Origin of the sequence: Rhizobium sp. TRM96647 (assembly GCF_025780115.1) — a bacterium.
Lineage (GTDB): Bacteria > Pseudomonadota > Alphaproteobacteria > Rhizobiales > Rhizobiaceae > Mycoplana.
Map to the genome: position 1 here is coordinate 208,719 of NZ_JAOXHF010000012.1, position 13,940 is coordinate 222,658.

11 protein-coding genes and 1 pseudogene are annotated in these 13,940 nt (G+C 65.1%); 1 reads left to right on the top strand and 11 read right to left on the bottom strand.

Annotation, left to right across the window (positions count from 1 at the left end; genetic code table 11):
* Nucleotides 1-84: 84 nt before the first annotated feature.
* The 9 genes from OCK02_RS20490 to OCK02_RS20530 all read right to left on the bottom strand — a co-directional run bounded on the left by OCK02_RS20490 (nucleotide 85) and on the right by OCK02_RS20530 (nucleotide 9,309).
* Nucleotides 85-2,076 carry a heme lyase CcmF/NrfE family subunit gene (locus OCK02_RS20490; protein ID WP_263814622.1) on the bottom strand — a complete coding sequence of 664 codons (1,992 nt, stop codon included), beginning with the start codon at nucleotides 2,074-2,076 and terminating at the stop codon, nucleotides 85-87.
* Nucleotides 2,073-2,525, bottom strand: a complete 453-nt coding sequence (ccmE, locus tag OCK02_RS20495; RefSeq protein ID WP_263814623.1) for a cytochrome c maturation protein CcmE — start codon at nucleotides 2,523-2,525, stop codon at nucleotides 2,073-2,075. The genes OCK02_RS20490 and ccmE overlap by 4 nt, the downstream gene beginning before the upstream one ends.
* Nucleotides 2,522-3,703 (bottom strand): c-type cytochrome biogenesis protein CcmI, encoded by a 1,182-nt coding sequence (gene ccmI, locus OCK02_RS20500; protein ID WP_263814639.1) that lies wholly within the window; start codon nucleotides 3,701-3,703, stop codon nucleotides 2,522-2,524. Before ccmI ends, ccmE begins: the two co-directional genes overlap by 4 nt.
* Nucleotides 3,704-3,831: 128 nt before the next feature.
* Nucleotides 3,832-4,284 (bottom strand): hypothetical protein, encoded by a 453-nt coding sequence (locus OCK02_RS20505; RefSeq protein ID WP_263814624.1) that lies wholly within the window; start codon nucleotides 4,282-4,284, stop codon nucleotides 3,832-3,834.
* Nucleotides 4,285-4,374: 90 nt separating this feature from the next.
* Nucleotides 4,375-5,796: a sensor histidine kinase gene (locus tag OCK02_RS20510; protein WP_263814625.1), complete on the bottom strand. Its 1,422-nt coding sequence runs from the start codon at nucleotides 5,794-5,796 to the stop codon at nucleotides 4,375-4,377.
* A complete protein-coding gene (feuP, locus tag OCK02_RS20515) occupies nucleotides 5,786-6,457 on the bottom strand; it encodes a two-component system response regulator FeuP (protein ID WP_230803237.1) in 672 nt (223 codons plus the stop codon). The genes OCK02_RS20510 and feuP overlap by 11 nt, the downstream gene beginning before the upstream one ends.
* Before the next feature lie 153 nt (nucleotides 6,458-6,610).
* Entirely contained in the window at nucleotides 6,611-6,856 is a 246-nt protein-coding gene (locus OCK02_RS20520; protein ID WP_230803235.1) for a hypothetical protein, read from the bottom strand.
* Nucleotides 6,857-6,976: 120 nt separating this feature from the next.
* Nucleotides 6,977-7,186, bottom strand: coding sequence for a hypothetical protein (locus OCK02_RS20525; protein WP_263814626.1), 210 nt, complete (start codon nucleotides 7,184-7,186; stop codon nucleotides 6,977-6,979).
* A 17-nt stretch (nucleotides 7,187-7,203) separates the two neighbouring features.
* Nucleotides 7,204-9,309 carry a glycoside hydrolase/phage tail family protein gene (locus tag OCK02_RS20530; RefSeq protein ID WP_263814627.1) on the bottom strand — a complete coding sequence of 702 codons (2,106 nt, stop codon included), beginning with the start codon at nucleotides 9,307-9,309 and terminating at the stop codon, nucleotides 7,204-7,206.
* Nucleotides 9,310-9,546: 237 nt separating this feature from the next.
* On the opposite strand from OCK02_RS20530, the gene OCK02_RS20535 reads away from it, so the two are divergent.
* Nucleotides 9,547-12,084, top strand: coding sequence for a DEAD/DEAH box helicase (locus OCK02_RS20535; protein ID WP_263814628.1), 2,538 nt, complete (start codon nucleotides 9,547-9,549; stop codon nucleotides 12,082-12,084).
* 47 nt (nucleotides 12,085-12,131) lie between these two features.
* On the opposite strand, the gene istB is transcribed toward OCK02_RS20535, so the two are convergent.
* Both istB and OCK02_RS20545 read right to left on the bottom strand, forming a co-directional pair.
* Complete coding sequence (gene istB / locus OCK02_RS20540; protein WP_263814629.1) at nucleotides 12,132-12,944, bottom strand: IS21-like element helper ATPase IstB; 813 nt, start codon at nucleotides 12,942-12,944, stop codon at nucleotides 12,132-12,134.
* Nucleotides 12,934-13,869: pseudogene (locus OCK02_RS20545) on the bottom strand (Mu transposase domain-containing protein); the annotation flags it as partial. The pseudogene OCK02_RS20545 and the gene istB, both read right to left, overlap by 11 nt.
* Nucleotides 13,870-13,940: the final 71 nt, after the last annotated feature.

Genomic DNA, 13,940 nt, shown 5'->3' on the forward strand with positions numbered 1-13,940 from the left:
CATGGGGCACGTCCCCTCTCCCCGCTTGCGGGGAGAGGGCTAGGGTGAGGGGCAAGTACCGGAACAGGAGGGGCGACCACCGCATCATTCAGCCGCCTCCAGCGCCGGAACCGGCCTTGCCTTCCGCGCGCCCTGCGGCGCGCCGATGCGCAGCCGGCGGTCGCACAGCGACACGAAGCCGCCCGCCATCATGATCAGCGAACCGATCCAGATGCACAGGATCATCGGCTTCCACCAGACGCGGACGACGATGCCGCCGTCGCTCATGGCGTCGCCGAGGGAGACGTAGAGCTGGCTGAAGCCGAAGGTGCGGATGCCGGCCTCGGTCGTCGGCATGCGCCGCGCCGTGTAGAGCCGCTTGGAAGACCAGACCTCGCCCTTCGAGACACCGGCGCGGGCGATGGTGAAATGGCCGCTCTCCTCGGTGAAGTTCGGCCCGCGCCCCTGGCGCATGCCGTCGAAGGTCAGCGTGTAACCCCCGGCCTCAACGCTCGCGCCCGGCTTCATCTCGACCACGTGCTCGGTCTCGAAGGCGGTGACGGCGACGATGCCGATCACGGTGACGCCGACGCCGAAATGGGCGAGTGCAGTACCGAAGGCCGAGCCCGGCAACCCGAACAGGCGCCGGCGCGCCACGCCTGCCGTCACCTTGCCGACGCCGGCGCGCAGCGCCAGGTCGGTCACGGCGCCGGCCAGCATGTAGAAGCCGATCGCAAGGCCGAAATAGGCGAGCACCGGCCCGCCGCCCTGCGACCACTGCGCGATCGCCGCGAGAAAGAGCCCGATGCCGACGGCGGCGAACAGCCGCTGGCCCGCGGCCAGCAGATCGCCGCGCTTCCAGGCGAGCAGAGGGCCGAACGGCACCGCCAGCAGCAGCGGCAGCATCAGGAGGCCGAAGGTCAGGTTGAAGAAGGGGGCGCCGACCGAGATCTTCTCGCCCGTCAGCGCTTCCAGCACCAGCGGATAGAGCGTGCCGGTCAGGACGGTCGCGGCCGCCGTCGTCAGGATCAGGTTGTTGAAGACAAGCGCGCCTTCGCGCGAGATCGGCGCGAACAGGCCGCCGGCCTTCAGCGTCGGCGCACGCAGGGCGAAGAGCGACAGCGCGCCGCCGATGAAGATGATGAGGATCGTCAGGATGAACACGCCGCGGGTCGGGTCGGTCGCAAAGGCGTGCACGGAGGTGAGCACGCCCGAGCGGACGAGGAAGGTGCCGAGCAGCGACAGCGAAAACGTCAGGATCGACAGCAGCACCGTCCAGATCTTCAGCGCCTCGCGCTTTTCCATCACCAGCGCGGAGTGCAAAAGGGCTGTGCCGGCGAGCCAGGGCATGAAGGAGGCGTTCTCGACCGGGTCCCAGAACCACCAGCCGCCCCAGCCGAGCTCGTAATAGGCCCAGTAGGAACCCATGGCGATGCCGGCGGTCAGGAAGCTCCAGGCCATCAGCGCCCAGGGCCGCACCCAGCGCGCCCAGGCCGCGTCGATCCGCCCGTCGATCAGCGCAGCGATGGCAAAGGAGAAGCAGACGGAGAAGCCGACATAGCCAAGATAGAGCAGCGGCGGATGGATCGCGAGCCCGACGTCCTGCAGGATCGGGTTGAGGTCCTGCCCCTCGCCCGGCGCCGGGTCGAGCCGCAGAAAGGGATTGGAGGTCAGGAGGATGAACAGGCCGAAGGCGGTGGTGATCCAGCCCTGCACGGCGAGAACGTTCGCCCGCAGCCGTTCCGGCAGGTTGCCGCCGAAGGTCGCCACCAGTGCGCTGAAGAAGGTCAGGATGAGCAGCCAGAGCATCATCGAGCCTTCATGGTTCCCCCAGACGCCGGAGATCTTGTAGATCATCGGCTTCATCGAATGGGAGTTCTGCCAGACGTTGGCGACCGAGAAATCCGAAGTCACATAGGCGAAGGTGAGGATGGCGAAGGAAAAGGCGGTCAGCAGAAAGCCCGTGACCGCCGCCGAGGGCGCCACTGCCATCAGGGCGGGATCGTTGCGGACCGTGCCGGCCAGCGGCAGCAGCGACTGGACGATCGACGTCGCCAGCAGCAGGACCAGGGCGTAGTGTCCGATTTCGATGATCAACGGATCGTCTCCTTGCCTCCGAGCGTCACGCCCTGCGCCTCCAGCCGGTCGGCCACGTCTTTCGGCATATAGGTCTCGTCGTGCTTGGCAAGCACGGTGTCGGCCACGAAGACCGGGTTCCCGGCCGTGAAGGCGCCCTCGGCGACCACCCCCTGCCCCTCGCGGAACAGGTCCGGCAGGATGCCGGTATAGGTCACCGGAACCGTGCCGATCGTGTCTGTGACCACGAAGGTCACCGTCGAGCCCGAGCCGCGCTCGACCGAGCCTGCCTCGACGAGACCGCCCAGCCGGATCCGGGTGCCCGGCGGAACCTCGGTCTTCTGCAGGTCGCCGGGAACGTAGAAATAGGCGATCGACTGGCTGAAGGCGAACATGACGAGCAGCACCGCCGCAACCAGGAAGCCCACGCCCCCGCCGATGACTGCCAACCGTTTCTGCTTGCGTGTCATTGTCCGTCACCCCCGGCCGTTATCCGAAGCTCGCCCGCCAGCGCCAGCAACTGCCTGCCATTGTCGCTCTCGGGCGGAAAGCTCTTCAGAGCCAGCGCTAGCGCCTCTTCGGCGGCCCGTCTTTGATCCAGCACCACATAGGAACGGATGATGCGCATCCAGCCCTCGAAATTGTCGGGATTCTCCTTCAGCCGCGCAGCCAGGCTGTCGACCATGCCTTCGATCATTTGCTGGCGGCCCTGCGCGTCCATCTCGCCGGCCGCGGCCACGTCTTCCTCGGTCGGGCCGCCCGGCGCGTCGTTTTCCGCCCGGGCGGGATCCTGTCCCGCCCCCTGCCCGGCGGCATTGCCCCCGAGCGAGGCGATATGGCGGTTGACCAGCGGCAGCCAGGGCGCCTCGGCCGGCGAATCCTTCGCCAGCGCCTCGAAGGCGCCGCGCGCCTCGTCCCGCTTGCCTTCCTGCTCCAGCGCCAGCGCCAGGTAGAAGCGCGTGCGCGGGTTTTGCGCGTCCAGCGCCAGCGATTGCTCCAGCGCCTCGCGGGCATCCTTGGTGACGATGCCGTCTGCCAGCGCGATCAGCGCCTCGGCATGGCCGTCAAGCCGCTCCGTCGAACCGCCCAGGATCCGGATCGCCTGGCTGTAGGCGTTCGCGGCGTCCTCCAGCCGGCCGTTACGGGCGTAGATCGGCGCCAGCAGTTCCCAGCCGGCCCCGTCGTCGGGGTTTTCGGCCAGGTGCCGTTCGGCCTTGGCGAGCAGGATGTTGAGGTCGTTGCCGGGTGCGGCGAGCCGCGCCGCCAGCGGTTGCGCGGGAAGTTCCGGCCGGCCCTGCAGCAAGTAAAGACAGAGCCCGATCGCCGGCAGGAGCACGACGACGACGACCTGCGCCAGCCGATTGCGGCGCCGCTCCGATGCCGGGGACGCGGCCGCCTCGGGCGCCGCCTGTCCGTGGCCGCTGGCAGCGATCAGGCGGCGTGCGATCTCGGCACGCGCGAGTTCCGCCTCGGCCCGGCCGATCAGGCCGGCCGCCTCGTCGCGCTGCAACTCGTCCAGCTGGTCGCGATAGACCTCAGCATCGTGCGCCTCGGCGCTATCGGCGTCCCGGCCCGCCCGCAACAGCGGCAGGAGCAGAACGATGGCGACCGCAGCGGTCAGGACGGCGACAAGGATCCAGAAGAGCATGGCGTTCAATTAATGGAACGCCGGCCCTTTTCCAATTGCAAAAGCCTTTCTGACGGAGATTTGAGGCGTTTCGCCGCATTCCGCCTCCCGGGCAACGCTCAGCTGGCCTTTCGGGCGGCGTCCGCCATTCAGCTCAGCGGCGTCCAGGTTCCCGCCGAGGTGCGGCAGGCCGCGCCGCGGCTGACCGTCTCCCGACCGCCTACAGTTACCGTATGCTTGTATTGCCGGCAGTTCTGCGAACCCACCTGGTAGGGGGCGGCCGCGACGACCGAGCCCTGCACGCCGCGGCCCTGCCAGACCACGGGCTGGCCACCGGGGGCGGCCTCGAGCGCACGATATTCGGCCTCGAGCGCGCGCTGGCGGTCGGCGGCGGAAAGCGTCACTCCCGAAGCGCGCGCGACGAGCCCGCCGTCGAGCGCGGAGATATAGGATTCCGAGGATACGGCCGCCCCCGCGGAGGCATTGGCCATAGTGACGGTACGCCCCGATGTCGTGCTGCAGCCTGCAAGCCCGAGCGAAGCGACGACTACCGGAATGGTTACGACACGAGACTTTCTGTACATCCGGTCTGTCTGATTCATTTCAGGCCTTTTCCCGAGACTACCCGCTCATTCATCGAGCGCGGCGGACGACGTTGCATCGCCGGCACCTATCTTGCACTGTCTTCGGTATCAAGCAACATCCTTTGCGACAGCCGGCAGCGTCAATCGCGCGAGCAGTCCGCCGAGGGGTCCGCGCGCCAGCGTCAGCGTCCCCTGATACTCCGAGGTGATCTCGCGGACGATCGAAAGGCCGAGCCCGGTGCCGGGCTTGCTCTCGTCCAGCCGCCGCCCGCGCTTCAGGGCTTCCTGGATCTGGTCGGGCTCGAGCCCCGGGCCATTGTCCTCCACTTCGAGCAGCACCCAGCGGCGGCGCTGCACGTCGGCGCCGTCTGCCGGATCGGGGGCCGGCATCGCGCGGATGGCCACGGTGTCGCGGGCATAGCGTGCGGCGTTCTCCAGAAGGTTGCCGACGACCTCCTCCAGATCCTGCTGCTCCATCGCCACCATCAGGTCCTCCGGCTCGATCGAGAGAGGAAAATCGATGTCGGCGTTCAGCCGCCGCATCACCCGGGCCAGCCGCTGCAGCACCGGGGCCGCCTCGGTGCGCGCCAGCACCGATTCGCGCTGGGCGGCGATGCGGGCGCGGTTGAGATAGGACTGCACCTGGCTCTGCATCGCCTCGGCCTGCGTGCGCACCAGTTCGCCGTGCGACGGCTGCAGCACACGCGCCTCGTTCAGGAGCACGGCGATCGGTGTCTTGAGGGAGTGAGCGAGATTGCCGACCTGCATGCGCGCCCGCTCGATGATGCGGCGGTTGCTGTCGATCAGTGCGTTGACCTCGCTGGCCAGCGGCTGGATCTCCCGCGGGAAGGCGCCGCTCAGCTGCTCGGCCTGGCCGGCGCGGATCTGCTCCAGCGCCTTGCGCACATGGTCGAGCGGCTTCAGGCCGATCAGGATGGCGATCGCGTTCAGGCAGAGACTGCCGAAACCGAAGCCGGCCAGCGCCAGGTAAAGATTGCGGGAAAAGGCCCGGATATCGTCTTCCAGCACGTTGCGGTTGCCGGCGATGCGAAAGCGCGCCGTGCGCCCGTCCTGGTCGAGCACCACCTCGGTCTCGACCACCTCGACCCGGTTTCCGAAGGTGTCCTCGGTCGTATAATAGCGCTCGTAGCGCGTGTCGAAGGGGATGGTCTCGGTGTCGGGGATCGGGATGCTGCCGTAGCCGAGCGAGGTCGAGGACATCGGCTCGGAGGGGAAGTTGTCGCCGATCGGCTCGACGATCCAGTACCAGCCCGTCTGCGGCTGCGAGAAGCGCAGGTCGCCGAGCTGCGGGCTGCCGGTCAGCTGGAAGCTCTCGTCGGTGGAGACGGAGTTGATGACGTTGTAGAGCTGGGCGCGCAGGAGGTCGCGGAAGGCACCCTCGGCGCTGCGCCGGTAGAGTGTCGAGATCACCAGCGCGATCACCACCAGCGCCACCGCCGACCACAGCGAGGCGAGCAGGAGCACGCGGAAGGTGAGCGACCGCGCGCCCGCCTGCGCCCTAGCGGCCATCGCCGGGCGCTTGCATGCGGTAGCCGAGGCCGCGCACGGTCTCGATCAGGTCGACGCCGATCTTCTTGCGAAGCCGGCCGACAAAGACCTCGATGGTATTGCTGTCGCGGTCGAAGTCCTGGTCGTACATGTGCTCCACCAGTTCCGTGCGCGAGACCACCTGGCCCATATGGTGCATGAGGTAGGAGAGCAGGCGGTACTCGTGCGAGGTCAGCTTGAGCGCCACCCCGTTGACCGTCGCCTTCGAGCCCTTGGTATCGAGCCGGACCGGACCGCAGACGATCTCGGAGCTCGCATGGCCGGCGGCGCGCCGGATCAGTGCGCGGATCCGCGCCAGCACTTCCTCGACATGAAAGGGCTTGGCCACGTAGTCGTCGGCGCCCGCGTCGATGCCGGCGACCTTGTCGCTCCAGCGGTCGCGCGCCGTCAAGAGCAGCACCGGCATGCGCTTGCCGTCCGCCCGCCATTTCTCCAGGACGGTGATGCCGTCCATCTCCGGCAGGCCGATATCGAGGATCACCGCATCATAGGGTTCGGCATCGCCGAGATAGTGCCCTTCCTCGCCGTCATGCGCCTGGTCGACCACATAGCCGGCCTCCTTCAGCGCCTCGGCAAGCTGCCGGTTGAGGTTTTCGTCGTCCTCGACAACGAGAATGCGCATCTGTCGGCTTCCCTTCCCTTCACCCCTTCAAGCGCGCCGCCATCCCCGGGGAATCGCCCTGCGCGCCTTGCGTTCTTCTATTGTCGCACGTCGCGGGCGCAAACAGCCAGATGCTTTTGCGGCCACATTTCTTCGGATCCGCCGGCCGTCCGGCTACTCCATCGGCACGCGTACGGTGATCTTGCGCGGCCGCGCATTGCCCTTGCCCGGCACCAGCACGGTGACCACGCAGACGCCGTTGCGCGGCTGCGCCGACAGCAGCTCGCCGCCCGTTTCGGCCATGACCTGGCGTGCCGCGTCGCTGCAATCGGCGGCAACCGTCTGCATGCGGTCCCCGGCCGGCGGCGCGAGGAACGCCATGCTGGCCGCTGTCGCAGCGATGATGATGGGCGAGGTCATGGACACACTTTCGATGGCACTAACAACTTCGATGGCACTTACAACGTGGCGTCAGAATTAACGCAACGACGCTGAATGGCAAATGAATGTGTCGATGATTTCCCCGCGACCGGCCGCCCCTCAGCGCAACCGCCTGCTGGCGGCAAGCCGTCCTGCAACCGCGACGATCCCGCCCGCAGCCGCCATCAGCGCCGTCATCTTGTCCGCCAGCTCGGCCTGGTCGGCCCCGCTGATCTCTATTCCGGCCAGATTGAGCACCGAGGCTGCGATCGCCAGGATGCCGCCCCAGACCGTTCTCGACAAATACCAGACCTTGGTCTCCGTCTCCATGGAATTTCCCTTTCATCTCAAGTTGTTACGGTTCTTTTCGCCGGCATGCCGTCGCGCACCGAAAGCCCGAGCTGGCGCACGCGGATGGTGATCGCCGGCTGTGCTGCGCCGAAATCCTGCGCCTCGTCGGCCGCCGCATAGGTATGGGAAGGCCCGTCGGTCTCGACGGAGCGCACCACCGCGCCGCCGGCCAGGATCTCCAGCCGGTAGGCCTCGAACGGCTCGTCGAGCGGAATGTCGTAGCCCTCCCAGCCGTCGGCATCGCGCCGCGCCCGCCGGGTCCAGGAGAAGAGGACGTCGCCGTCGCCGCGCCGCCGGGCGCGCAGGTGCACCGGCGCAAGCGGCATCCTCGCCCGCATGCCGCCGGCAAAGGCGACCGGTGCGCCCGCCTGCACGGCACCGCGCGCCTCGACGATGAAATTGAAGCTCCGCCCGGCCTCGTCGGCGGTCAGGGACAGGGGCCGCACCGCCGCGTCCAGCAGCACCGCCACCGATCCCGCCGGATGTCCCTCGGCCATCGCGTCCTCGCTGCCGGCGAGCCCGCGCAGGAGACCGCTAAGCCGCCAGTGCCGCGGCGCCGTCTCTTCCGCCTCGAGGAAACCCAGGATCTCCCAGCGCCCCGAGGGAGCGGCGACCGCGATCCTGTTGTCGCCGCCGAGGACGGCGTCGCGCGCCTTCGTCGACAGCGCGCCGAAGGGCAGGTCGAGTTCGATGGCATGGGCACGGTCGAACCGCCCCCAGGCGCCGGCCACGAGCTCCGCCGCCAGCCGCCCGATTCGCGCCGGCCGCTCCAGCCGCACGCGCGGCGCGTAGCCGTCCGCTCCCGGCGAGGACGAGACCAGCACCGGCCGCCAGGGGCTGGCAAGGACGGCGACGCGGGCGAAGCTCTCCTCCGGCCCCGCCTCGAATGCCGGCAGGTCGAGCAATTGCACGTCCGGCAGGAAGGCCGCCGCCTCCAGCCCCGCCCCCGAGCGTGCCGACTGGCGGGCAAAGGGCACCGGCGCATTGATGTCGCCGCCGGCGAAACTCTGCGCCTCGATCTCGCGGACCTCGCCCTCGGTCACGCGCGTGACGACGAAGCGCCCGTCCGGGCCGTCGGCAAGCCGCATGACGTCGCCCGGCATCACCGAAAGCGCGTTCGGCGGCAGGCGGAAGGTCAACCGCCGCATGCCGGCGCGGTGGTCCCTGAGCATCGCCTCCGCCGCGCCCGCCGCCGCCGCGCCATGCAGCACCACAGGCAGCGACAGCCGCAGCACCCGGTCGTTTTCAGCCGTCGTCCGGCGCGAGCGTGCGGTCACCCGCTGATAGGCGGCCGTGTCGGAGAGATGGTCCAGCACCGCCTCGCCGGCGAATTCGCTGCCGTGGCCGCGCACCTCCTCGAATGCGGTCTCGTCCGGCCGTTCGGCCAGGACGTCGATTTCGATCGCCGGAAGCGCTGCCCGCAGCCGCGAGCGGAAGACGAGCGTCGCGCCCTCCTCCACCGCGTCGACCTGGAAGGCCGCCATCAGCGGCTCCAGCAGGCTGCGCGCCGAGCCCGGCTCGGCCTGCACGAGGCCGACCAGGTCGCCGCCCACCCTGGAAACGTCGAAGTCCGCAAAGCCGTGGTCGGTCAGGATCGCCGCGATCGCATCGGCAACCGTCGTCGCCCCCAGCCGCCCGTTCAGCCAGTGGCCGAGCTGCCAGTTGTGGCCGTCGGCCCAGAGCGCGTCGTCTTCGGGAAAGGCCGGGTAAGGCCGCGCGTCCCAGGTCCAGAGGAAGATGTGGTCCGGATCGACCATGCCGGGCTCCGGCCCCTCTCCCCGCCACCAGCCGAGATGGGCGTCCAGAAACCGCCGCTGCATCGCGTCCGCGCGGCCGCCGGCGGAAAAATAGGGCAGCGCGTTCTCCGCGCTCTTCGGGTCGGTGAAGACGTTCGGCTGGTTCGCGCCCTTGTCGACCGCCGGGCAGCCGAGTTCGGTGAACCAGATCGGCTTGGAGCGCGGCTGCCACGACGTCGGCTCCGGCAGTTCGGCCCCGCCCGCGCGTTCACGGTGAGGGTTGGTCCACCAGCCCTCAAGATCCTTGTAGCGATAGAGCCAGTGTGGCGTCCTTCCTACCTTTGTGAGACGGCGACGGAAAATCAATGATTTAGAGGATCGGTTTCCTGCAATCCTTTGCAAGATTTCTGGCATTCCCGCGTTGAAAACAGCCAGTTTTCTGGCATTCATTTGTGAGGCCATTGGCTCAAATCGGCCTGAAGGACTCTCGCCCTGTCAACAAGTTTGCCGAGCATTCGAATCGAATTGCCCGCATCAAAATCCGATACTACCATCAGAGGTATTGAGGCACGCGCGATATACGATCGCAGACCCGGAGATCAGGTGGACACGTTATTCAAAGAGGAACTCGAGCTTCTGCTTCCGGAGCAGTTCGATCTCGCGGGAAAGGTGCATGGAGCCGTTGTCCGGAAGGTGAAGCACCCAAGGCGGACAGTTTCGCTGACTGCAAATGAATTCACCCAAAATCGCCTTCAAGGGGTTTTTCTTCGATCCTTTGACGGGCAGCGGGAGATCGCTGTTATTCCGCGGAAAACGGATGTCCAACTAGACGCAGCGGAAGTCCTCCGTCACCCCGAAGCCTCTTCGCTCTCGGCAATACGCGCGTCGTCTCAGGTCGGCGTGTGGGTGAGACCTGTCGCGGCGGAGCCGATGGTTATCAGAGTTCCGGACTTCGAGAAAGAACTCGCCGCGATCCGACAGTCTTGGCGCGGTGCCTTTCGGTACGACGAAGAACTCGTGGTCGATGGTGTCGTCCAGCAAAAGGGGCTTCGTACTCCGCAGATCGGCGCGATACACGCTGCCCTCGGCCACTGGACCTCGTCGAGCATTCCAGCCACTATCGTGATGCCGACAGGGACCGGGAAAACCGAGACCATGTTGGCACTGCTCGTCGTCGCTCAGATCGAGCGACTTTTGGTCGTCGTCCCGGGCGACGCTCTTCGCACGCAGATTTCGGATAAATTCCTCGAACTCGGTGTCCTGAAGGAATGCGGTAGTGTGTCTGCGACCGCCAAGCTTCCAGTCGTCGCGACCCTCGAAGAAATCCCGAAGTGCACGGAGGCGGTGGACGACATCTTCCTCCGTGCAAACGTCGTGGTCACCACCATGGACGCGGTAGCGAAAGCGGACATCGCTGTTCAGCAGCGCATGGCGGAACTGACAAGCCATCTCTTCGTGGATGAAGCCCACCACATCGGCGCGAGGACATGGCGAGAATTCAAAGCCCAGTTCGGCAATAGCCTTGTTCTTCAGTTCACAGCGACGCCGTACCGAACGGACAGCCGACGGGTCGATGGGAAATTCATCTACACGTATCCTCTGAAAAAGGCATATGCCGAAGGGTACTTCCGGAAAATCCACTTCAAGCCTGTGTATGGCCTCGACCGGGACGCCGGCGACGAGCAGATCATTCTTGAGGTCAGGGATACCCTGCGCAGTGACGAAGCGAAGGGACATTTACACCTCGCGATGGCCCGATGCAGAACGATTGAGATCGCGACCAAGCTGCATGCGCTATACTGTCGGATGGTCCCCGAGTTCAATCCGCAGGTCGTACACAGCAAGCTCTCTGGAAAGGCAAAGGCCGAGGTTCTCAGGAAGCTTCGAGCTCGCGAAAGCAGGATTATCGTCTGCGTGGACATGCTTGGCGAAGGCTTCGATCTTCCCAATCTCAAAGTCGCGGCGCTACATGACAAGCACAAAAGCGAGGCCATTACGGTCCAGTTCGTAGGACGGTTTACCCGTACCCGCAAAGACCTTGGTGACGCGACAATCATTGCCAATGTGGTCGCCGCCGGCATGAAGGAGAGCCTCCAGGCGCTCTATGCTGAAGACGCGGACTGGAACTTCATCCTGGAGGGGCTTGGAACCCGTAACACCGCCCGTGAGGAGCGGCGGCAGGAAGTCTTCGAGGGGTTCGACCAGCCTCCAACCACCTTCCCGCTGGAACAGCTTAATCCTCGGCTTGGTGCCGTCGTCTACGAAACGTCGTGTGACCGATGGGACCCGAGCAAGATCGAAGAAGCTTATCCCGCTGGTTGGATCATTGATGGGCCGTCCATCAACCACGCAGAACGGCTTGCGATCTGGGTTCTTCGAAAAGAGGAAAAACTCCGATGGACGCCGCTGAAGCAACCGGTCGACACCGCCTTCCATCTTTATGCCTGCCACTGGGATGACGAACGGAATTTGCTGTACGTCAGCAGCTCGGACCTGAGCGACCTGCATTCCAGGCTCGCCGAGAAAGTCGCAGGATCGGACGTCAAACGAATTCGGGGCAATCAGGTCTTCAGGGTCCTCGACGGCTACAAGCGCCTCATACTCAGCCATCTTGGCCTCTCGGAAGCTGTCAGGAAGCCAATCCGGTATTCCCAGTTCATGGGTACCGACATCGCGCCACAACTGACCGATGACCCGGCGAATCGCGGCCGCATGAAGACCAACCTGTTCGGTCAGGGCTACACGAGTGCCGGCAAGTCCACGATTGGCTGCTCGATGAAAGGGAAAATATGGTCCTACGAGTCGGTCCATGGTTTTGCGGGCTGGATCGATTGGTGCAAGGACGTCGGCAGGAAATTGCAGGACTCGACAATAACCGAGGACGGGATTCTCCGCCGTCTCGTGCAGCCCGTAAAGCTCGACAGCCTGCCAGCCAAGCACGCGATCGCCATAAGCTGGCCAGAAGCCATCCTGCACACGAATGACGACAAGATCGATCTCACGTTCGGGGATGCAATAGTCCCGCTTTACGACTGCGACATCCGAATTATCAGCCAGAACGCAGGCTCGGACATCGTGATGAGGGTCGGCAATGACACCCATTTCAACGACCTCACGATGACCGTAGACGACATGTGTTGATTTGCACTGAGAACTGACCCGGGATTTGCACCGAGAAGTGACCCGCCTTAGGTATCGTCCGTCGTGGTTGGGGTGGTCAAGTTCCTCCGTTTCTCCTTCATCGCTTTGGGCTCATGGGCCGAACTGTTTTTGAATCGGAAGCTGTCGTTTCCGGTTTCGAGGATGTGGCAATGATGCGTGAGGCGGTCGAGCAACGCGGTGGTCATCTTGGCATCGCCGAAGACGCTGGCCCACTCGCTGAAGCTCAGGTTGGTGGTGATGATGACGCTCGTGTGCTCGTAGAGCTTGCTCAGCAGATGGAATAGCAGCGCACCGCCTGAAGCACTGAACGGCAGGTAGCCGAGTTCGTCGAGGATCACGAGATCGGAGTGTGCCAGGCGGTTGGCGATCTGGCCTGGACGACCTTGGGACTTCTCCTGCTCCAGCGCATTGACTAGTTCCACGGTCGAGAAGAACCGAACCCGTTTGTGATGATGTTCGATGGCCTGGACACCGATGGCCGTGGCGACATGCGTCTTGCCCGTGCCGGGACCGCCGACCAGGACGATGTTGTTGGCGTCGTCGAGGAAGTCGCAGCGATGAAGCTGGCGGACCAGCGCCTCGTTGATCTCACTGCTGGTGAAGTCGAAGCCATTCAGATCACGATAGGCTGGAAAGCGTGCCGTCTTGAGCTGGTAGGCCGTCGATCGCACTTCACGTTCCGCGGTCTCGGCCTTGAGGAGCTGCGACAGGATCGGGATGGCGGCCTCGAACGCTGGCGATCCCTGCTCGGTGAGCTCGCCAATGGCCTGGGCCATGCCATGCATCTTCAACTGCCGCAGCATAATGACGATAGCGCCGCTTGCCGGATTATGACGCATGGCGAACCTCCGTCTTTCTGAGCGCATCGTAGCGTTCGACATTGGCCTTGGGCTCATTGGTGAGCGTCAGGGCCTGAGGCGCGTCGATGGTGGGCGGTGTGAAGGATTTGCCATCGACGAGACGATGCAGCAGGTTCAGCACATGCGTCTTGGTCGGAACTCCGGACTTCAGCGCCATGTCGACCGCCGATAGCACGGCCTGTTCGTCATGCTGGAGAACAAGGGCAAGGATATCGACCATCTCCCGGTCGCCACCCGGCTTCTTCAGGAGATATTGCTGCAAGGTCCGGAATGCGTCCGGTAGCTCGATGAAGGGTGCGCCATTGCGAAGAGCACCTGGCTTGCGCTGCACCACCGCCAGATAGTGCCGCCAGTCGTAGATCGTCTGTCCCGGTCGATCATGGGAGCGATCGATGACGCGACGATGCTCGCAGACGATCTGGCCCTCCGCAGCGATCACGACACGATCCGGATAGACCCGCAGGCTCACCGGTCGATTGGCAAAGGATGCGGGGACGCTGTAGCGATTGCGCTCCAGATGGACGAGGCAGGTGGGCGTGACCCGCTTCGTATATTCGACGAAGCCGTCGAAAGGGCGGGTAACAGGCATCAGCGCCAGAGCCTCCTCAGCCCAGATGTCGGCGATGGTGCCGCGCATCTGTCCGTGTGGGGTCTTTGCCCAGAACTCCTTGCATCGAAGCTCCAGCCAGTCGTTCAGGGCATCCAATGATGGAAAGCGCGGAACGGGTTGAAAGAAGCGATGACGCGCATCCTGAACGTTCTTCTCGACCTGCCCTTTCTCCCAGCCGGACGCGGGATTGCAGAACTCGGGCTCATACACATAGTGACTGGCCATCGCCAGGAAACGGACATTGACGTCGCGCTCCTTGCCGCGGCCGACCTTGTCGATCGCCGTGCGCATGTTATGGGATGGACGCCTCCCTCCGAACCTTCAGAATGAAGGGCCAGCTAAAGGAGGAAGTCATGACATTCGAA